Raw genomic sequence first — 19,283 nt, 5'->3', positions numbered from 1 at the left:
GACAGGATCCGGTTCGCGGGGCGCACAACTGCGCCAAGGCGTTTGAAGGCGGCGATTATAAGCCCCAAACGCCGGTCCCGTGAGGCAAAAACGATCAGTCGTTACGCGAGCCGCCGAAATACCCGCAGCCGCGTTGCACCTGGCCGTCGATCCGCAGTTCGGCGCTCATGTGCTGGATGCTGCCGGTGCTGCTGTCGACGCAACGATTGGGCGCGACCCACAGTTCGATGTGCTTGCCGTTGGCTTCGCTGCTGAGGTTGAAGCGACCGTCGCCCAGCTGCTCTTCAACATAGGGCACCGCCAGGGGCGGCTCGCCGGCGCGATCAATCGCCATGCCTTTGCCGCTGACCTTGACGTTCCACTGCGGCCCATGACCGGCGGCCCGCAGGATCAGCAGTTTGAAATTGGGATCGTCGCACGCCGTGCCCGAGCGCTCGACGCGGTACAACTGCGCAAGATCGAGGCGGCTGCCATCGATGCGGCCACGCACATCGGCGAACAATTTGCCCTGATCATCGGCCAGGCTCGCGGCTTCTTGCAGCACGCTGGTGCCGCCAGTGTCGTTGACCTCCAGGCTGCGCTGTTCATTGCACGGCTGGAACATCAGCTTGCCGTCCGCCGCGGTCAATTGCCCCTGCATGCGGGTCTGGCCGACATGGGAGGCGCTCTGCCGCGGGCCATCGAACAACTGGCACGCGGCGAACAACGGAAGCAGGGCAACGAGGACAAGGGAACGGGCAACACGCATCTTTGGTTCTCCAGACAAGTGTCGCCACGTTACGCAGCCTGACCGTTCATCACAACCCCGCCTTGTGACGATCCGTGTAGGAGCAAGGCTTGCCCGCGATGGCGTCCTCAAACACACCACCTGTAGGAGCAAAGCTTGCTCGCGATAGCGATCTCCAGGACGCCATCGCGAGCAAGCTTTGCTCCTACACGGATCGCGCCGCTCTTAACCTACGTGAAAGGTCTGACCGGTCTGCAGGCCTTCCACACTTTTGGCGTAGGCCAACGCCACATCCGCTGCAGGAACCGGCTTGTAGCCGCGGAAGTACGGTGCGTAGCTGCCCATGGCTTCCAGCAGCACGGTCGGGCTGATCGAGTTCACGCGCAGACCGCGGGGCAGTTCAATAGCGGCCGCACGGACGAAGCTGTCCAGCGCGCCGTTGACCAACGCAGCCGAGGCGCCGCTGCGAATCGGATCGTGGCTGAGCACGCCGGTGGTGAAGGTAAACGAGGCGCCGTCATTGGCGAATTCACGACCGATCAGCAGCAGGTTGACCTGGCCCATCAGCTTGTCTTTGAGGCCCAGGGCAAAACTGTCCGAGGTCATTTCGTCCAGCGGGGCGAAGGTCACGTTACCGGCGGCACAGACCAGCGCATCGAACTTGCCGGTTTGTTCGAACAGCATGCGGATCGAGGCGCTGTCGCTGATATCCACATGGAAATCGCCGCTGTTACGGCCAATGCGGATGACTTCATGACGTTGCGACAACTCTTTGTCGACCGCCGAACCGATGGTGCCGCCTGCGCCTATCAAAAGAATCTTCATCGTGCCGTTCCTCGAATGAGTAAAAAGAGAGCTCAGTCTAGAGTGGATTTTCCTGTTGATAAGCGCGCTAATAGGCAACCTTTGGTTTTCTAATGGAAACAATCCATGAGCGAAATGGATGACCTGGCGGCGTTCGCCGTGTTGATCGAAGCCGGGAGTTTTACCCTGGCCGCCCAGCAATTGGGTTGCAGCAAGGGCCAACTGTCCAAACGCATCAGCCTGCTGGAGACGCGGTTTTCCGTGGTCCTGCTGCAACGCACCACCCGCCGCCTGAGTCTGACGGCAGCAGGCGCGGCGCTATTGCCGCAAGCCCAGGCGCTTGTCGTCCAGGTGGAGAAAGCGCGTCAGGCCCTGGCGCGGTTGAAGGACGACATGGCCGGCCCGGTGCGGATGACGGTGCCGGTCTCGCTGGGGGAAACCTTCTTCGACGGCTTGCTTCTGGAGTTTTCCGGCAAGTACCCCGAGGTGCAGATCGAGCTGGACCTGAGCAACAGCTATCGCGATCTGTCCCGCGACGGCTTTGACTTGGCGGTGCGCTCCGAGGTGGGCAATGACGAACGTCTGGTGGCCCGTCCGTTGCTGGCCTGGCATGAAATGACCTGCGCCAGCCCGGCCTACCTTGAGCAATACGGCGAACCGTCGACACCGCAAGCACTCGTCGAACACCGGTGCCTGCTCAACAGCCACTACAGCGGCCGCGAAGAATGGCTCTATCACCAGCAACACGAGCTGTTGCGGGTGCGCGTCTCGGGGCCGTTCGCCAGCAACCATTACAGCTTGCTGAAGAAAGCCGCGTTGGCCGGTGCCGGTATTGCGCGATTGCCGTCGTACCTGTTGCAAGCGGAATTGGCTGACGGCCGATTGCGCTGGCTCCTGCGGGATTATCAGACCCGTCGTATGCCGATGTACCTGGTGCATCCGTATCAGGGCGGTTTGCCCAAGCGCACCCAAGTGTTGGCGGATTATCTGATGAGCTGGTTCAAGCGCAGCGGCGAGGCACTGGATCGGCTATAGCCGCCAGTGCCTGCCGTGATCCTGTCGTCTGTAAGCCTGGCCATCCTGTGTTGAGCTCAGGCTCCCAGGCGGAGGCTGTCAGGTTTGCTCGGTCCCGGCTTCGACTATCGCGTTACTTGCCACCCCTTGTGATACCGGTGCCAGGTAGGACACTTCTCTGAAAAACTCGTCCCGCACGGGCTCGCTGTTTCCGCCCGAGCCCGCGAGCCCCCATGTGACGACTCGATCGTCAGCGGTCAACGCGACGAACGCCTCGGCATTGGCATAAATCGCCCTCACATCGACCAATTGTCTGGCCACCAGTGCGTTATTGCCTCCCCACGCTGCATTGCCCCACGTCACCACGCTGCCGTCGGCACACAGGGCCGCAAACGCGCCGTTGGTGGCGGCGAGTTGCACAATGTTGCGAAGTGCGGAGATCGCCGGTGGCACGCTGCCGCCCTGAGCCGGGTCACCCCATGCCACGACTTGTTGGTTGTCCAGCAGCGCCACAAAGGCGTAACCCGCCCCCACGATATCAACGATATTGGAAAGATTGAGGATGGCGGCCGGCGGGTTGCCACCCCAGCCTGTTCTGCCCCAGGCCACCACCTGGCCGGTAGCTCTAAGGGCCGCAAATGCATAGCCGCAGCTCGAAATCCTGACGATATCTGTGAGCCTGGTTATCTCGGCGGGCGCAGTACCGCCTGAGCCTGCGAGCCCCCAGGTCACTACCGTGCGATCAAGGGTCAGCGCGGCAAACGCATCGTGGTTGTTGATCACTTCGGTGATGGTGGTGAGCCCTGCAATATCGGCGGGGACGCTGCCACCGTAGGCCGGGTTTCCCCAGGCTGAAACACCGCCGGTGGAGCGCAATGCGGCAAATGCAGAACCGGAGCAGGCAATATCACGAATGTCTTTGAGCCTGCTGATATCGGCGGGAACGACGGCGCCATAATCCTTGGCCCCCCAGGCAAGCACTGAGCCATCGTTACGCAGCAGCGCAAACGCCTGGCCCCCACTGAACAGTTTTTTCACATCGCGCAGGCTGGCTACTTCGTTGGGAAGTGCGCCGCCGACAGCGGGATCGCCCCATGCCCTCACGGAACCGTCATCGAGCAATACGGCAAATGCCCTGGAGGACCAGGCTACATCTTTGATGGTGCCAAGGGGGATGGGGGCCGGCGGCAGATGGCCGCCATTCGACGAGACTCCCCACGCGATCATGTCGCCCCTGTCGCGCAACGCCACGAACGCAGAGTGAGGGGTACCGGGCGCAGTGAGGTCGCACAGGCCATTACCATAGAAATTGGCTGGATTGAGCCTGAACTGCCGGGCCCCATGCCTTACGAGCAACGGGCGTCTGGGCTGAGTGTCATCGAAGCGCGCACCCACCGTTTCCACGGCGTCGCCCTCGTAGCGCCAACGCGCCCTGAGCAGGCCTCCGGTCTGGGCATCGAGAGCCGTCACATAACGTGAGCTACCTTTATTCATCCAATAAGACACTGAGGCAACGCGGGCGCCCATGACCAGTAACTGGCCGTCCACCGGATCGACCTCGGCAAGGATTTTCTTCGACCAGCGCCGGCGGTCGGTGGTGTTCAGCAATGTGTCGGTGACGGTGTAGTTGATTGAAAGTGTCGAGGGTTTTTGCAGGTTGAGGTACATCTCCATTGTCAGGAGAACGGTATAGGGCTGACCCTCTTGACCGGGCTGCACCGTGTAATAGAACGGTACATTGTTGATTTCCAGTTTGATTCTGTCGTACGCCCGACAGAACGGGTATTGGAGTGTCAACGGCACGCCATTGGTCAACTCCTCGTAACCGATCAGCGCTGGATCGCCCAGTTCCGCCGGCAAACGAATATTCAGCGCCGGATGATCACCCGTCCCGGGCACCTCGTTACCGCCAGGCAGGTTACGGTGGTATTGCACCCCCAGCTCCTGCGAGTCATCGAAGTTGCTGCTGCCACGTTGGTAGCGCAACCGGATGATGTTCAGGCCCTCGTTGAGCTCTGCCTGAGGAAGGTCTAGCTCGACAGGATCATTCTGGGCACTCGGCGGGATCACCCAGGAACCTATTTGCTCGCCATTGACGAACAGTCTGAGGCTCTCATAAGGCGGCGGCGGAATCGGGTCGGCAATCAGCAATGCCGCGTTTTGCCGGGTGGCGTCCAGCGTCACAATCCTGTCGAACGCAGCCTGCCGAAGACCGACATAGGGGATTCCCGGCTGCGGGGAAGGATAGGGAATGATCGGCTCTGTACCGTTTGGAACTCGCGGAGGATAAATAGTAAGCACTTCGGAATCGGATTCATCGGTGGCCATGGACGTGACTCCGTCAATCATTGGATAGGGGGTCTCCAGTGAATACTCGTACCGGCAGTGTGGCTACTGTCAGAACTAACAGGTAGAGAGGGGCATTCGACCGACGGTCAGCTATCGGGCATTGCTGCAGGGTGCTCGACCCCATGTAAGACAGAAGTGTTCGGAATAAACAGAGGTCGCTTATCGTTATTTGTTATCCAGACCTGTTATTTCTGACAGTAGAAAACTGCCTGTGCGGGCAATACAGTGATGTCGGGCGAAAACGTCAGGTTGGAGTGCGGATCATCGGCTGAACAGGGAGTCAGAAAATGGAAAGCGTGGAAGCGCGTGTAAAAGAAATTACGTGTGAGTGGCTGGGGATAGCGCCGGCAGACCTCAAAAATGACTCTAGTTTTGCTGATGACCTAGGGGCAGATTCTCTGGACGCCGTTGAAATCGTCATGACTTTTGAAGAGGAATTCGATATCGAGATCCCGGATGAAGAAGCTGTAAAACTGATAACCGTCCAGGACGTAATCGACTACATAGAACACCAGTTGATCCTGTAGCCGCCGCAAGTTCCAGCGCACAAAAAAAACGGCCCGAAGGCCGTTTTTTGTTCACCGCAAAACTTCAACCACCCAAGTACGCCTCGCGCACTTTCGGATCAGTCAGCAGCGCTTCACCGGTGCCTTGCATCACCACCCGGCCGTTCTCCAGAACGTACGCGCGGTCAGCGATTTTCAGCGCCTGGTTGGCGTTCTGCTCGACCAGGAACACCGTCACACCGTCCTTGCGCAGCTGTTCGATGATATCGAAGATCTGCTGGATGATGATCGGCGCCAGGCCCAGAGAAGGCTCGTCGAGCAGCAACAGCTTGGGCTTGCTCATCAGCGCGCGGCCGATGGCGAGCATTTGTTGTTCGCCGCCGGACATGGTGCCGCCGCGTTGGGCAAAACGCTCTTTCAGGCGTGGGAAAAGTCCGAGAACCTTGTCCATCTGTTCCTGATAGTCGCCCTTGTCGGTGAAGAAGCCGCCCATGGCGAGGTTTTCTTCCACGGTCAGTCGGGCAAACACCCGACGGCCTTCCGGCACCACGGCAATGCTCTTGCGCATGATCTGCGCCGAGGTCTGCCCCACGAGTTCTTCACCCATGTATTTGATGCTGCCGCTGTGGGCCTGCGGCGAACCGCACAGCGTCATCAGCAGGGTGGATTTGCCTGCGCCGTTGGCCCCGATCAGGGTGACGATTTCGCCCTGGCGGATTTCCACGTTGACGCTGTGCAGGGCCTGGATCTTGCCGTAGAAGGTGGAAACGTTTTCGAATTGCAGCATTTACGCTTCCCCCAGGTAGGCTTTGATCACTTCAGGATTGTCGCGGATCTGTTCCGGCGTGCCGTCGGCCAGGGGCGTGCCCTGGTTGATCACGACGATGTGGTCGGAAATGCTCATGACCAGTTTCATGTCGTGTTCGATCAGCAGCACGGTCACATCATGCTCGTTGCGGAGCACGCTGATCAGCGCCTTGAGGTCTTCGGTTTCCTTCGGGTTCAGGCCAGCGGCCGGTTCGTCGAGCATGAGGATCCGCGGGCGGGTCATCATGCAGCGTGCGATTTCCAGGCGACGTTGCTGACCGTAGGCCAGGGTGCCGGCCGGACGGTTGGCGAAGGCCGTGAGGTTGACCTTGTCCAGCCAGTACTCGGCGAACTCCATGGCCTCGCGTTCGCTCTTGCGGAATGCCGGAGTCTTGAACAGGCCTGCCAGGAAGTTGGTGTTCAGGTGACGGTGCTGGGCGATCAAGAGGTTCTCGACCGCGGTCATGTCCTTGAACAACCGCACGTTCTGGAAGGTGCGCACCACGCCTTTGCGGGCGATCTCGTGGCCGGGCAGGCCTTCGATGGCCTGGCCGTCGAGCAGGATGCTGCCGCCGCTCGGCTTGTAGAAACCGGTCAGGCAGTTAAACACCGTGGTCTTGCCGGCGCCGTTAGGGCCGATCAGCGCCACGACCTGTTTTTCGTACACGGTCAGGGCCACGCCGTTGACCGCCAGCAAGCCGCCAAAGCGCATGCTCAGATTTTCGACTTTGAGGATCTCGCGGCTCATTTGCGCAGCTCCATGTGAGGACGTTGCATGGGCAGCAGACCTTGAGGGCGCCAGATCATCATCAGCACCATCAAGGCGCCGAACATCAACATGCGGTATTCACTGAACTCACGCATCATTTCCGGCAACAGGATCATCACCGTGGCGGCGAGCACGACGCCCAGTTGCGAGCCCATGCCGCCCAGCACCACGATGGCGAGGATGGTCGCCGACTCGATGAAAGTGAAGGACTCCGGGGTCACCAGGCCTTGGCGCGCGGCGAAGAAGCTGCCGGCGAAACCGGCGAAGCAGGCACCCAGGGTGAACGCGGACAGCTTGATGATGGTCGGGTTCAGGCCCAACGCACGGCAGGCGATTTCGTCTTCACGCAACGCTTCCCAAGCACGGCCCAGGGGCATGCGCAGCAAGCGGTTGATCACGAACAACGCGAACAGGGCGAGCAACAGTGCGATCAGGTAAAGGAAGATCACCTTGTTGATCGAGTTGTATTCCAGGCCGAAATACTCGTGGAACGTCTGCATGCCTTCCGCCGCTTTACGCTCGAAGGTCAGGCCGAAGAACGTGGGCTTCTCGATGTTACTGATGCCGTTCGGGCCACCGGTAATGTCGGTCAGGTTACGCAGGAACAGACGGATGATTTCACCGAAGCCCAGGGTCACGATCGCCAGGTAGTCACCCCGCAGGCGCAAGACCGGGAAGCCGAGCAGGAAACCGAACGTCGCCGCCATCAGGCCGGCAATCGGCAGGCAGATCCAGAAGCTCAGACCGTAGTAGTGCGACAGCAGCGCATAACTGTAGGCGCCGACGGCGTAGAAGCCGACGTAACCCAGGTCGAGCAGGCCGGCCAGGCCGACCACGATGTTCAGGCCCAGGCCGAGCATCACGTAGATCAGCACCAGCGTCGCGATGTCCACCGCGCCACGAGAGCCGAAGAACGGCCACACCAGGGCACCAATGATCAACGCAATGATGATCCAGCGCTGGGTGGTCGGCAGGGTCAGGAAGCTGCTGGCCTTGGCCGGCATCACCGGCATGTTCGGCGAGGATTTCCACGCCGCGCTGATCTGCTGGTCGAACAGCACCCGCAGGAACATCAGCACCGAACACACGGCGATGGTGATCAGGGTGCTGGTGCTGGTGCCATGCACTTCGAGGTTGATGCCGACGATAGTCAGCTTCAGACCGAGTACCGGGTAGGCCACGGCCCACACCAGCAAGGCGCTGAACAACGCCTGTTTAAGATTCCTAGTCATACTTTTTCAACCTCCGGACGGCCCAACAGGCCGGTAGGCCGGAACAACAACACCAGAACCAATAGGCCGAACGCCACAACGTCCTTGTACTGGTCGCCGAAGATATCGGCACCGAAGGCTTCCGCCACCCCGAGCACAATCCCGCCGAGCATGGCTCCGGGGATGCTGCCGATACCGCCCAGTACCGCGGCGGTGAAGGCCTTGAGGCCGACGAGGAAACCGGCGTTGGGGTTGATCACGCCGTATTGCATGCTCAGCAGCACGGCCGCGACGGCCGCCAGCGCAGCACCGATGACGAAGGTCAGGGCGATGATGTTGTTGGTGTTGATACCCAGCAGGTTGGCCATCTTGATGTCTTCGGCACAGGCACGGCAGGCGCGACCCAGGCGAGAGCGGGAGATGAACAGCGTCAGGCCGAGCATGGCGACGAAGGTCACCACGAACACCACGATTTGCATGTAGGAAATCAGCACTTCATGTGCGCCACCTGGCCCGATGGTGAAGTTGCCGGGGATCAGGTTGGGGATGGATTTGTCCTTGGAGTCTTGCGCCAGCAGAACCGTGTTCTGCAGGAAAATCGACATGCCGATGGCGGAAATCAGCGGAATCAGACGGTTGCTGCCGCGCAAGGGGCGGTAGGCGATCCGTTCGATGCTGTAGCCGTAGGCACTGGTCACGACGATGGTCGCCAGGAAAGCGGCGGTCATCAACAGCGGCACACTGTCGAGTCCCATCATGGACAGGCCCGCGATGGCGATGAACGCCACGTAGGAACCAATCATGTACACCTCGCCGTGGGCGAAGTTGATCATTCCAATGATGCCGTAAACCATCGTATAGCCGATGGCGATCAGGGCATACGTGCTGCCAATGGTCAGACCATTAACCAGCTGTTGGAAAAAGTGATAGATGTCAGGCATTACAGCGCTCCTAAAAACCTGATACGCATTTCACTGGTGGAGTCATTTTCCCGCTCGAGCCCCGTGGATCTGCATCCACTTCGAATTCGAGGTTTGCCAGCGAACCGCTGATGACGGTTTTGAGATTTTCAGGTGGGGAGACTGGCGGATCACGCCAGCGCGGCCCTATACGTTCGTAAAACAAAGCCCACGGCACGCCGTGGGCTTTATTGGCAGTCAGTCAGGCAACGCCTTACTGAGGCGAAACTTCAGTTTTAGGTTTGCCGAAGTGCCACTCGTAAACCACGAATTTGAAGTCTTTCAAGTCGCCCTTGGCGTCGAAGCTCAGGTCGCCAGTCGGGGTCTTGAAGGTGCCAGCGTGGATGGCCGCGGCCACTTTGGCAGAGTCTTCGCTCTTGGCGGCAGTGATACCACCGGCGATGACTTCAACAGCCGAGTAGGCCGGGAACACGAACGGACCGCTCGGATCTTCTTTCTTGGCTTTGAACGCGTCAGCCAGGGCGACGTTGGCCGGATCCTGGTCGAAGGATTTCGGCAGGGTCACCAACAGGCCTTCGGAAGCGTCTTTGGCGATCTGCGAAATGGAGTCGTTACCCACGCCTTCCGGGCCCATGAACTTGGCTTTCAGGCCTTTTTCCGATGCTTGACGCAGGATCAGACCCAGCTCCGGGTGGTAGCCGCCGTAGTAGACGAAGTCGACGTTGGCTTGCTTGAGCTTGGCGATGATCGAGGAGAAGTCCTTGTCGCCGGCGTTGATGCCTTCGAACACGGCAACTTTTACGTTCTTGCCTTCGAGGGTTTTCTTCACGGCGGTGGCGATGCCTTCACCGTATTGCTGCTTGTCGTGCAGTACAGCAACGATTTTCGGTTTGACGTGATCGGCGATGTAGTTACCGGCGGCAGGGCCCTGGGCGCTGTCGAGGCCGATGGTACGGAAGATCATTTTGTAACCACGGGCGGTGATGTCCGGGCTGGTGGCAGCCGGGGTGATCATGATCACGCCTTCGTCTTCGTAGATGTCCGAAGCGGGTTGAGTGGAGCTGGAGCACAGGTGACCGACCACGAACTTGACGCCGTCGTTGACGACTTTGTTCGCTACAGCAACCGCTTGTTTCGGATCACAGGCATCGTCGTATTCAACGGCTTCGAGCTTCTTGCCGTCGACGCCGCCCTTGGCGTTGATCTGTTCAATGGCCATTTTGGCGCCACTGAACTGCATGTCGCCGTATTGGGCTACCGGGCCGGTCTTGGGGCCGGCGATACCGATCTTGATGGTGTCAGCTGCGAACGAATGGCTGGCAACCCCGGCCAGAACCATAGCGGCAAACAGTTTGGAAATCTGCTTAGTAGCCTTAGTCATAGTGCTCCACTCTTACTGTTGTAGTTTTTATAGTCCTGGCGCCGTAGCAGCAGAACCGGGTCAGATATCTTGGATATCCTCCGGAAAATGCCCCCGGCAACTGTACCGGTACAGTGTAGAGCGCCGATTGTTAGCCTGGGAAGGCAGCGCCGGGGGGCAAAACCTGAGGGTGTCGCTTTTTTGAAAGAAAAATACAGAATTGCGGCGGGGGTTCAGGCTGTATTCACAGCAATCCTTGGCTTTCCTGCGCTTTTCATTCGATGACTCATTTGCATCCGGGTTTTTCTGCCGGACCACCGACGTTATCATTCGCGTCGATTTCTTTTCCGGACAGGACCCATGACTCAAGAACCTAGCACCCTCTATGCCAAGCTGCTTGGTGAGACCGCATCTATTACCTGGAAGGAACTGGAACCGTTCTTCGCCAAGGGTGCCCTATTGTGGGTCGACCCAAGCCTGGATTTGATCGCGGCCGCCGAGGCCGTGGCCACGGACGAAGGCGAGAAAGTGGCTGCCTGGCTGGCCGCCGACAGCCTCGCCAAGCTCTCTGAAACGCGGGCGCTGGATCTTTTCGAGCGCGATCCCGAGCTGTGGGCCGTGGTGGTTTCGCCTTGGATTCTGATCCAGGAAAGGGCGACGAGCTGATAGTCGGCACCAAAAGAGTGCGCGGCTTGGCCGGGTGAAAGTGTGTAGGTGAGTAGCGTGATGGCATGTTGCCGTAGAGAAAGGCCACAGAAGGGTCTTGGCGAGGGTGACGTAAACGTAACGGGAACAGTTTAGTGAGCAGCCTAACGGCTGCTTAATTGTTTCTGGATGTGATCGTTCCCACGGTCTGCGATCGTTCCCACGCTCCGCGTGGGAATGCAGCCCGGGACGCTCTGCGTCCCATCAGAAGCCGAACGCGGAGCGTCCGTGTATGCATTCCCACGCAGAGCGTGGGAACGATCTAACCTCTGCAGAAGCTGCCGAAGGCTGCGATCTTTTTGGGAGCAACGCTGATTTAAGCGGTTTTACCGGTGTGGTTATTGAGGGAAATAACCTTGGTCTTGCCAATCCGGTGGCGATAAATCTCGCGCAGATACTTGATCGCTTTCTTCACGCAATCACGGGACAAACGAATGTCGTTGATCGACACAAACTTGTCCTTGTCGCTGATCAGCTCGCGGTACTTCTTCTCGTACATCGGCTTGATCGCATACCAGTTGGTATCGAGGATCTTCGCCGGGTTTTCGAACTCGTTGAGCAGGTCGTCGATCAAGTCTTCGTCGAAGTCTTCATGAATGATGAAGTCGAGGATCGAGTTGTCCAGGGTCTCGTCGAAGCGATATGGGTTCTTCGCGAAGCAGCGCTTGATGAAGGCCACGATCAGGGTCAGGAAGTCGTCCGACAGGCACGGGCTCTTGGCGATCAGGGTGGTCAGCGACAGGTTGGCCGAGGCGCCGATCACCAGCGCGTAACGCTTGAGCGTGGTGTTCGGGAACAGGCTGTTGAGGTGGGTCTTCAAGCGGTTGAGGTCCATGTAGGACAGCTTGTAGTCCTTGGGCAGCGACACGATCGACACCACCGACGAGCAGTTCTTGAAGAAGTGCAGGTCGTGCAACGCGGCCGCGTCGTAGCCGGAATTCTTGTACTGCTCCAGCGACGCGCGATAGCGCTTGGACTCGATCGGCAACAGGCTGATGCCTTCGATGGCCTGGGTGACCTTGTTGAAGTGCGGCAGGTCGATGGAGCGGAAGAACAGGTCGTCGATGTTCAGGCGCTGCGGCTCTTTGTCGAACACCTTGAATTTGTCGCTGCTCGGCGCCGGGGTTTCCGGCACCACGGACTCGGCGTAGGCAATCGCCACCGGGCCGGCCAGGCTCATGAACAGGTCGTTGGCGTCCAGGCGAATGGTTTCGCCGATGTCGATGCCGGCACGTCGGAAATAGTTCTGGTCGTAGTCAGTCGTGACCGCCTGCGCCGTCAGAATGTTGAAGATCTGCTGCGAGATGTATTGGTTGGCGTGCTTTTCCATCGCATTCACATCAATGTTCTGGATGTTGCCGTCATCGCTTTCTTCGGCGTAACGCATGATGTCGTTGGAGATCAGCATCATCGCGTTCCAGGGGCGGATCCGGCCCATGACGCTGGCTTCGCTGCTGTCTTCATTGTCGAAGTTGTACGAAAAGTCCCATTCCTCCGACAGGTATTTGCACAGCAGGCGCCCGGCGTTGATGTGCAGCGCCTCGGACATTTCGCTGCGGTGGTCGGAAATGTTCGGCAGCACGCAGATGCCGCTGGTGAAGATCGGCTCGAAAACAAAGGCGTGGCCGCTTTTGCTGTCGTGCTCGTCCATCGGCTTGGTGTCGAACGTCTTGTTCATGTACGAGTGTTGCTGGGCCAGGCCGAATTCCGAGGCCATGCCCGAACCGGTACCGCCGCCGGCGCTGAAGATCGAGAAGTACAGGCGCGACTGGTTGGCCTTGATCCCGCAGCTGTCGATCAGGTACGAGTGGATCATCTTCCAGTCAGGGCTGGAGAAACGCTGGGTGTCCTTGTTCAGGATGATCTTGGCCAGGTACTGGCCCAGGATCGGCGCGTTACCGGCGCCACCAGCGTGGACTTCGGACAAGTCCATGATTTTCATTTTGCTGTAGTCGCGCAGGAAGCCGCTTTTTTCGCCCTTGCGCGAGAAGCGGATGCGCCCGGCGATGTCCTTGTCCAGGTCGCCGAGCATCACCAGCGGCTCGACCAGGAACACCGGTTTGGTGGCCTTGTTCGGCCCCAGGCGCAGGTTGTTACGAATCCATTGGGCCGGGCTGTAGCCTTTTTCGGCGTAGCGTTTGTCCGGCGACAGGCGATCTTCGTTGTTGAATTCGTTGAGGTAGAACTTGCGCGCGTTGTACACCAGTTCGGCGACGTCCAGCGCGATGTTCGAACCGCAGCGGCCGAGGCCGATCAGGCACACCGACGGGAATTCCTGTTCGCTGTGCTGTTCGCTGTCGCCTTCCAGGTGCGGTGGGCGCGGGAATACCATGTCGCGCAGGCCATCGAGGTTATCGAGGATGCGGTCGGTATTGGTTTCGGTGAAGTACAGGTACTGCTGGGTCGCCAGCGGGCGCGACGGGATCAATGGCTTCGACGCTGAAGGGCTGTTGGCCGCAGGGCTCAACGTCAAGTCGGATACCGCAGTGGCCGGATTGTTTTTAGAGGTCATTGTGCGCCATGTACTTGGACTGGTTGGCTCGACGACAAGGCGTCATCGAACGTCACGGAATGGGATCTCGCGTCTTTTTTGCGCGCGTGTTTTGCCCGAGCGACAGGGGTGTTGGCGGTGCGCCGCTCGGGGGAGTCCTTTCCTGATTTATGATGGATCGGCCAGCATTCGGCGATCTTTAATCAAAAGGAGGCAAAATGATGCCATCGTTACCTGCACTCGGATTCGCCGGGATCGGCCTGATGGGCTTGCCGATGTGCCAGCGTCTGTTGGCCGCGGGCTACCCGCTGATCGTGTGGAATCGCAATCTGCACAAGTGCGCGCCGCTGGTGGAAGCCGGTGCGCGGCAAGTGGCGACGCCGGCTGAACTGTGCGAGCACGCAGACGTGGTGATGCTGTGCCTGGCGGACACCGCCGTGGTGCGCGAGGTGGTGTTCGGCGCTAACGGCGTTGCCGAAGGTGGGAAAAGTACTCAGCTGCTGGTGGATTTTTCCAGCCTGGAGCCCACCGCTACCCGGGAAATGGCGGCAGCACTCGCCAGCAAAACCGGCATGACTTGGCTGGATGCGCCGGTGTCGGGCGGGGTGGTCGGCGCGCAGGCGGGCAGCCTGGCGATCATGGTCGGTGGCGAAGCGGCGGACCTTGAACGCGTGCGGCCGGTGTTGCTGAGCCTGGGCCAACGCGTGACGCACATGGGCGCCGTCGGTGCCGGCCAGGTGACCAAGGCCTGCAATCAGATGATCGTCGCCTGCAATGCCCTGGTGATCGCCGAAGTGGTGGCGCTGGCCGAACGCTCCGGTGTCGATGCCAGCCTGATCGCCGAAGCGCTGGCCGGTGGTTTCGCCGACTCAAAACCCTTGCAGATCCTCGCCCCGCAAATGGCCGAAAGCCGTTTCGAGCCGGTGAAATGGCACGTGCGCACGCTGCTCAAGGATCTGGACACGGCGGTGAAGTTTTCTCGCGAACAAGGCTCGGCCACGCCGATCAGCGGATTGGCCGCACAATTGATGCGCCTGCATGGGGGCCAGGGCTTTTTGGAAAAGGATCCGTCAACGTTAGTGCAGTTATACCGCGCGCCAGGCTCAGTGGACTGACCGTGTGCGAGTGCTTGCGCTGGTTGATTTCGTCCAGCACCGGACGCAGTTCTTCCAGCGGCACCGGGCGGCTGAGCAGATAGCCCTGGACGAAGTCGCAGCCCAGGCGTTCAAGAAACTCGTATTGCTCGACGGTTTCGACGCCTTCGGTGACCACCTGCAAATGCAGGGTGTGCGCCATGACGATGATTGCCTGGACGATCTCCATGTCCTGGGTCGCCTTGGGGATGTCCTGAATAAATGAGCGATCGATTTTCAGCGTGTTCAGCGGCAGGCGCTTGAGGTAGGCCAGGGATGAATAACCGGTGCCGAAGTCATCGATCGACAGCGACACCCCGAGGGCGCGAATCTGCCGCAGCAGCACGAGGGTGTTGGCGATATTGCCCATCAGTGCGTTTTCCGTGACCTCCAGCTCCAGGCGCTGGGGTTCGACGCCGGTCACGTGCAGGGCGTTTTCGATTTCGTCGGCCAGCTCCTCGCGCGCCAGGTTCAGGGGCGAGCAGTTCACGGCAATCTTCAGGGCTTCACAGCCATGGCGGGACAGCTCGCCCAAGTCTTCACAGGCTTTGCGAAGCACCCAGTTGTCCAGTTCGGCGATCAGCCCGTTGGCTTCGGCGATGGCGATAAAACGGTCGGGGGTGAGCAGGCCGTGAATCGGGTGTTGCCAGCGAATCAGCGCTTCGAGCTTGGTGACCTGGCCGGTTTTGAGCTCATAGATCGGTTGGTAATACAGCTTCAGCCCCGTGTCTTCGCGCAGGGCGTGACGCAGTTCTTCTTCCAGTTGCAGCTCCAGGGTGGCCCGGGTCCTGAGGTTCGAGCTGAAGAAGTTCAGGCTATTGCGGCCGCCGCCCTTGGACTGATACAGCGCCAGGTCGGCGTTTTTCAGCAGTTCCTCGCAGGTCTTGCCGTCTTCGGGGAACAGGCTGATGCCGATGCTGGTGGTCATGACCATGCGCCGGCCGGACAGCTCGATGGGCTCTTTCATTTTCAGCATGATGCGCTGGGCCATGTGCCGGGCTTCTTCGCGGTCATGCAGGCCGATGAGAATGCAGAACTCATCGCCACCAAAGCGCGCCACGACGTCGTCGTGGCTGCGGACCGAACTCTTGATGTGCCCGGCCAGCACCTTGAGCAATTCGTCGCCGGCGTCATGGCCGAGGCTGTCATTGATGCGTTTGAAATGGTCGATGTCGAGGAACATCACCGCCAGCATGCCGCCCTCGTTGGTCTTCTCGATCAGTTTTTCGGCAAAGATCTGATTGAAGCCGCGACGGTTGATCAGGTTGGTCAGTGCATCGTAGTGCGCCACCTGTTGCAGCGACATGCGCGCCTGGTCCAGTTGAGTGAGCAGAGTGTTGACCCGGCGCAGGTCGTGTTCCTTGATTTGCAATTTCTTGTCGGCCAGTGCCGCGCTGATGCAACTGCCGATGATCAGCAGGGTCATGATCGCCACCGTCAGCCCCAGCTGCAGATGATTGTTTTCACCGGGCAACATCGGCAGGGTGCCAACGGGCACCACCAGTGTCAGCGCCGCCATGCCGGTGAAATGCATGCTGACGATGCCGGCGCCGAGCACCAGGCTGGCGGTGAATTTGCGCAGTTGATGATACAAACCGGTGCCATCGCGCAGGTGACTGGAAATCAACAGGGCGGCGAGACTGGCGCCTATCGCGATGAAGACGGACAGCGCGAACAGCCAGGGATCGTAAAAAGCCGTGGCGACCGAACGCATGGCGGCCATGCCCACATAGTGCATGGTCGCGATGCCCAGGCCGATCCACACGGCCGCGCGCAGGTATTGCCAGACATTCACGTGAGGGTGGCTGAGGGTGTGCATCGCCAGCCACGAAGCCGTCAGGGCAAAGATCAGCGAGAGCAGGGTGATGGGCAGTTGGTAGTGAATGTCCACCGGCGCCTGGAAGGCCAGCATGCTAATGAAGTGCATGGCCCAGATGCCGCCCGCCAGGCACAAGGCACCGACCCAACGCCAGAGCCGTTGGGTGCCGGATTTTTCCACATGACCGACCCGTTCGGTCATGTCCAGCGTGGCGAAGCCGGCCACACAGGCGACCACATACGCCAGCGCGACCAGAAAAGGGTTGTGTGTACAGTTGAGGATGACCTGCCCGCCTTCTGGCAGCTCGGTAAGGAACTGCAAACCAAGCCACTCCATAGCACGTCCCGTCTCAAGTCATTGTGGTCGGCAGCCTGAATGCCGGCGAATGCTTTGGAGTATAGAGGCCATGTACAGAGCGCAAGACGTAGTGGCAAGTTGACGCTAATGATTTCGATATTGGCGTTATAACGATTGGCGATAAATTTCAGGCGCTCTGCTCATAAGGTATTTCAACGTCGGGTTGCAGGGCTGGCAGGCCGAACGCCGCCCGTGCCGCATCGCAATCCACGTTGGCTTCGCCATTGGCCCAGGAGGCGTCGAACTCCCGGCACGTGCTCGAACGCTGATCGTAAATCGAGCACTGCACGGTGCTGCCCACCTCGCCGACCAGGGCGGTGCAGCGGGTGGGTTTGCAGTCTGTCCCGAGCATCGCGACTCGACTGGGGCTGATCGGCGCGACCAGTTCGTCGGGCACCGTCCCACCGGCCGAGGTGCATTCACCCCAGAAAAAAGACACGCGAAAATGAGAACAGCAGGCACCGCAATTCAGACACGGACTGGCTTCGGACATGGGCGATAGTCAAAGAGGGATGGGGGCAACGGTGGGGGAGAACAGGTCGCTATTCTAGGCTTCGGCCCGGACTTGGGAAGGGGGGTGTGCAGGTATATTTTTCAGCGGATTGGCTTGAAATTCCCCGGCACCTGTAGGAGCGAAGCTTGCTCGCGAAAGCGACTGTCTGCCAACGAACATGTTGACTGAACGACCGCTTTCGCGAGCAAGCTTCGCTCCTACAGGGGGCGTGTGTGGCATTGGCTGATATCAGGCTGGCGAATGATCACAGACAGGCCGCGCGCGCCTGACTAGATTGCAGTTTCCGGGGGCAGCGACGCCTTCATAACAATAAAAGAGACGGACCCCATGCAGAACTCGACCCAAGCGGCGAATGCCTGGCGCATTCTGTTCCTGCTGTTCCTGGCCAACCTGTTCAACTTCTTCGACCGCACCATCCCCGCCATCATCATCGAGCCCATTCGCATGGAATGGCACCTCAGCGACTTTCAACTGGGGATCATCGGCACGGCCTTCACCATTGTTTACGCCATTGCCGGCCTGCCGCTGGGGCGGATGGCCGATACCGGTTCCCGGGCCAAATTGATGGGCTGGGGGCTGGCGGTATGGAGCGGGCTGACCGCCGTCAACGGGCTGGTGGGCAATTTCTGGACGTTCCTGCTGGTGCGCATGGGCATCGGCATCGGCGAAGCCAGTTACGCACCGGCCGCCAATTCGCTGATTGGTGACCTGTTCCCGGCGCACCGCCGCGCGCGGGCCATGGGGATTTTCATGCTCGGGCTGCCGCTGGGCTTGCTGCTGGCGTTCTTCACCATCGGCTGGATGGTCAAAACCTTCGACAGTTGGCGCGCCCCGTTCTTTATCGCGGCGGTGCCGGGGCTGGTCCTGGCGATCTTCATGTTCTTCATCAAGGAGCCGAAACGCGGCGCGGCGGAAAGCGTGCAAGTGTCCCAGGAGCGCGTGGACCGGCCGATCCGCCGCGTGCTGGCGGTGCCGACGTTCCTGTGGCTGGTGCTGGCCGGGCTGTGTTTCAACTTTGCGACCTATGCCTGCAACTCGTTCCTGGTGCCGATGTTGCAGCGCTATTTCCTGATGCCCTTGCATGAAGCGGCGGTGGCCACCGGGGTCATCGTCGGCGTGACCGGATTGTTCGGCCTGACGTTGGGCGGCTTGATTGCCGACAAGATCCACCAACGCGTCGCCAACGGTCGACTATTGTTTGCCGCGTTCAGTTTGATCGTCTCCACGGTGTGCACCGCTTGGGCGCTGCATGCCGGGCGCATCGAGATTGGCGTGTTTGTCGCGGTGTTCAGCCTGGGTTGGCTGTTCGCCTACAACTTCTACACCTGCGTTTATACGGCGATCCAGGACGTGGTCGAACCGCGTCTGCGGGCCACGGCGATGGCGTTGTTCTTTGCCGGGTTGTATTTGCTGGGCGGGGGCTTGGGGCCGGTGGTGGTCGGGGGGCTGTCCGATCACTTCGCCAACACGGCGATGCTGGCGGCAGGCGCCGTGGAGATGACCGAGGCGTTCAAAGCGGTCGGGCTGCACGACGCGATGTACCTGATCCCGGTAGCGCTGTTTCTCACCATGGTGTTTCTATTTATGGCATCGCGGTGTTTTGTGCGCGATGCGAAGCGGATGAAGGAGGGGTTGGTGGTGGTGGTCGAGCCGCAAATCCCTGCCGTCACCGCGTAACCGGAGCGAACACAACACCTGTGGCGAGGGAGCTTGCTCCCGCTGGGGCGCGAAGCGGCCCTGAAATCTCACAGCGACGACTGCTTCGCAGCCGAGCGGGAGCAAGCTCCCTCGCCACAA

The 19,283-nt window shown here is 59.9% G+C and carries 16 protein-coding genes; 5 read left to right on the top strand and 11 right to left on the bottom strand.

From position 1 onward, the window contains the following. Positions 1 to 94 precede the first annotated feature (94 nt). The gene (locus tag FQ192_RS02895) at positions 95 to 748 is read right to left on the bottom strand and encodes a COG3650 family protein (RefSeq protein ID WP_149657288.1); all 654 of its coding nucleotides are present in this window, start codon (positions 746 to 748) and stop codon (positions 95 to 97) included. A 204-nt stretch (positions 749 to 952) separates the two neighbouring features. After that, positions 953 to 1,552: a short chain dehydrogenase gene (locus FQ192_RS02890; RefSeq protein ID WP_149657287.1), complete on the bottom strand. Its 600-nt coding sequence runs from the start codon at positions 1,550 to 1,552 to the stop codon at positions 953 to 955. Positions 1,553 to 1,657: 105 nt separating this feature from the next. Here FQ192_RS02890 and FQ192_RS02885 point away from each other — a divergent pair, with 105 nt between their 5' ends. After that, positions 1,658 to 2,566: a LysR family transcriptional regulator gene (locus FQ192_RS02885; protein WP_149657286.1), complete on the top strand. Its 909-nt coding sequence runs from the start codon at positions 1,658 to 1,660 to the stop codon at positions 2,564 to 2,566. A 78-nt stretch (positions 2,567 to 2,644) separates the two neighbouring features. On the opposite strand, the gene FQ192_RS02880 is transcribed toward FQ192_RS02885, so the two are convergent. Then, positions 2,645 to 4,873 (bottom strand): hypothetical protein, encoded by a 2,229-nt coding sequence (locus FQ192_RS02880; protein WP_149657285.1) that lies wholly within the window; start codon positions 4,871 to 4,873, stop codon positions 2,645 to 2,647. Positions 4,874 to 5,181: 308 nt separating this feature from the next. Between FQ192_RS02880 and acpP the strand changes: the two genes are divergently transcribed. Then, complete coding sequence (gene acpP / locus FQ192_RS02875) at positions 5,182 to 5,421, top strand: acyl carrier protein (protein ID WP_149657284.1); 240 nt, start codon at positions 5,182 to 5,184, stop codon at positions 5,419 to 5,421. Positions 5,422 to 5,485: 64 nt separating this feature from the next. Here acpP and FQ192_RS02870 read toward each other — a convergent pair whose 3' ends face one another. The 5 genes from FQ192_RS02870 to FQ192_RS02850 form a co-directional block, all read right to left on the bottom strand. Continuing rightward, complete coding sequence (locus tag FQ192_RS02870; protein WP_059407957.1) at positions 5,486 to 6,187, bottom strand: ABC transporter ATP-binding protein; 702 nt, start codon at positions 6,185 to 6,187, stop codon at positions 5,486 to 5,488. Next, positions 6,188 to 6,955 (bottom strand): high-affinity branched-chain amino acid ABC transporter ATP-binding protein LivG, encoded by a 768-nt coding sequence (livG, locus tag FQ192_RS02865; RefSeq protein WP_149657283.1) that lies wholly within the window; start codon positions 6,953 to 6,955, stop codon positions 6,188 to 6,190. It abuts the gene before it with no gap. Continuing rightward, positions 6,952 to 8,208: a high-affinity branched-chain amino acid ABC transporter permease LivM gene (locus FQ192_RS02860; RefSeq protein ID WP_149657282.1), complete on the bottom strand. Its 1,257-nt coding sequence runs from the start codon at positions 8,206 to 8,208 to the stop codon at positions 6,952 to 6,954. Before FQ192_RS02860 ends, livG begins: the two co-directional genes overlap by 4 nt. Continuing rightward, a complete protein-coding gene (gene livH / locus FQ192_RS02855; protein ID WP_149657281.1) occupies positions 8,205 to 9,128 on the bottom strand; it encodes a high-affinity branched-chain amino acid ABC transporter permease LivH in 924 nt (307 codons plus the stop codon). Before livH ends, FQ192_RS02860 begins: the two co-directional genes overlap by 4 nt. A gap of 232 nt (positions 9,129 to 9,360) precedes the next feature. Next, positions 9,361 to 10,488: a branched-chain amino acid ABC transporter substrate-binding protein gene (locus tag FQ192_RS02850; protein ID WP_149657280.1), complete on the bottom strand. Its 1,128-nt coding sequence runs from the start codon at positions 10,486 to 10,488 to the stop codon at positions 9,361 to 9,363. A 339-nt stretch (positions 10,489 to 10,827) separates the two neighbouring features. Here FQ192_RS02850 and FQ192_RS02845 point away from each other — a divergent pair, with 339 nt between their 5' ends. Further along, on the top strand, positions 10,828 to 11,133 hold the full coding sequence (locus FQ192_RS02845; RefSeq protein ID WP_123405996.1) for a DUF2288 domain-containing protein: 306 nt from the start codon (positions 10,828 to 10,830) through the stop codon (positions 11,131 to 11,133). Between the two features lie 355 nt (positions 11,134 to 11,488). On the opposite strand, the gene FQ192_RS02840 is transcribed toward FQ192_RS02845, so the two are convergent. Further along, positions 11,489 to 13,684, bottom strand: a complete 2,196-nt coding sequence (locus FQ192_RS02840) for a hypothetical protein (protein WP_149657279.1) — start codon at positions 13,682 to 13,684, stop codon at positions 11,489 to 11,491. 197 nt (positions 13,685 to 13,881) lie between these two features. Between FQ192_RS02840 and FQ192_RS02835 the strand changes: the two genes are divergently transcribed. Further along, on the top strand, positions 13,882 to 14,778 hold the full coding sequence (locus FQ192_RS02835; RefSeq protein ID WP_178128991.1) for an NAD(P)-dependent oxidoreductase: 897 nt from the start codon (positions 13,882 to 13,884) through the stop codon (positions 14,776 to 14,778). Here the strand turns inward: FQ192_RS02835 and FQ192_RS02830 are convergent. Both FQ192_RS02830 and FQ192_RS02825 read right to left on the bottom strand, forming a co-directional pair. Then, positions 14,669 to 16,951, bottom strand: coding sequence for a bifunctional diguanylate cyclase/phosphodiesterase (locus FQ192_RS02830; RefSeq protein ID WP_149657277.1), 2,283 nt, complete (start codon positions 16,949 to 16,951; stop codon positions 14,669 to 14,671). The genes FQ192_RS02835 and FQ192_RS02830 overlap by 110 nt on opposite strands. Before the next feature lie 148 nt (positions 16,952 to 17,099). After that, on the bottom strand, positions 17,100 to 17,465 hold the full coding sequence (locus FQ192_RS02825; RefSeq protein WP_149657276.1) for a YkgJ family cysteine cluster protein: 366 nt from the start codon (positions 17,463 to 17,465) through the stop codon (positions 17,100 to 17,102). A gap of 348 nt (positions 17,466 to 17,813) precedes the next feature. On the opposite strand from FQ192_RS02825, the gene FQ192_RS02820 reads away from it, so the two are divergent. After that, positions 17,814 to 19,163 carry an MFS transporter gene (locus FQ192_RS02820; protein WP_149657275.1) on the top strand — a complete coding sequence of 450 codons (1,350 nt, stop codon included), beginning with the start codon at positions 17,814 to 17,816 and terminating at the stop codon, positions 19,161 to 19,163. The last annotated feature ends 120 nt before the right edge of the window (positions 19,164 to 19,283 follow it).

This window comes from Pseudomonas sp. ANT_J12 (genome assembly GCF_008370045.1).
GTDB lineage: Bacteria > Pseudomonadota > Gammaproteobacteria > Pseudomonadales > Pseudomonadaceae > Aquipseudomonas.
Note: the sequence above shows the minus strand (reverse complement) of the source record. Positions and strands in the feature narration are given on the sequence as shown.

Bases quoted from the DNA above. Each gene is read 5' to 3' on its own strand.
- FQ192_RS02870 (WP_059407957.1), bottom strand. From the start codon at position 6,187: ATGCTGCAATTCGAAAACGTTTCCACCTTCTACGGCAAGATCCAGGCC.
- FQ192_RS02835 (WP_178128991.1), top strand. From the start codon at position 13,882: ATGATGCCATCGTTACCTGCACTCGGATTCGCCGGGATCGGCCTGATG.
- FQ192_RS02825 (WP_149657276.1), bottom strand. From the start codon at position 17,465: ATGTCCGAAGCCAGTCCGTGTCTGAATTGCGGTGCCTGCTGTTCTCAT.
- FQ192_RS02845 (WP_123405996.1), top strand. From the start codon at position 10,828: ATGACTCAAGAACCTAGCACCCTCTATGCCAAGCTGCTTGGTGAGACC.
- FQ192_RS02895 (WP_149657288.1), bottom strand. From the start codon at position 748: ATGCGTGTTGCCCGTTCCCTTGTCCTCGTTGCCCTGCTTCCGTTGTTC.
- FQ192_RS02850 (WP_149657280.1), bottom strand. From the start codon at position 10,488: ATGACTAAGGCTACTAAGCAGATTTCCAAACTGTTTGCCGCTATGGTT.
- FQ192_RS02880 (WP_149657285.1), bottom strand. From the start codon at position 4,873: ATGGCCACCGATGAATCCGATTCCGAAGTGCTTACTATTTATCCTCCG.
- FQ192_RS02885 (WP_149657286.1), top strand. From the start codon at position 1,658: ATGAGCGAAATGGATGACCTGGCGGCGTTCGCCGTGTTGATCGAAGCC.
- FQ192_RS02860 (WP_149657282.1), bottom strand. From the start codon at position 8,208: ATGACTAGGAATCTTAAACAGGCGTTGTTCAGCGCCTTGCTGGTGTGG.
- livG (WP_149657283.1), bottom strand. From the start codon at position 6,955: ATGAGCCGCGAGATCCTCAAAGTCGAAAATCTGAGCATGCGCTTTGGC.
- FQ192_RS02820 (WP_149657275.1), top strand. From the start codon at position 17,814: ATGCAGAACTCGACCCAAGCGGCGAATGCCTGGCGCATTCTGTTCCTG.
- FQ192_RS02830 (WP_149657277.1), bottom strand. From the start codon at position 16,951: ATGGAGTGGCTTGGTTTGCAGTTCCTTACCGAGCTGCCAGAAGGCGGG.
- livH (WP_149657281.1), bottom strand. From the start codon at position 9,128: ATGCCTGACATCTATCACTTTTTCCAACAGCTGGTTAATGGTCTGACC.
- FQ192_RS02840 (WP_149657279.1), bottom strand. From the start codon at position 13,684: ATGACCTCTAAAAACAATCCGGCCACTGCGGTATCCGACTTGACGTTG.
- acpP (WP_149657284.1), top strand. From the start codon at position 5,182: ATGGAAAGCGTGGAAGCGCGTGTAAAAGAAATTACGTGTGAGTGGCTG.
- FQ192_RS02890 (WP_149657287.1), bottom strand. From the start codon at position 1,552: ATGAAGATTCTTTTGATAGGCGCAGGCGGCACCATCGGTTCGGCGGTC.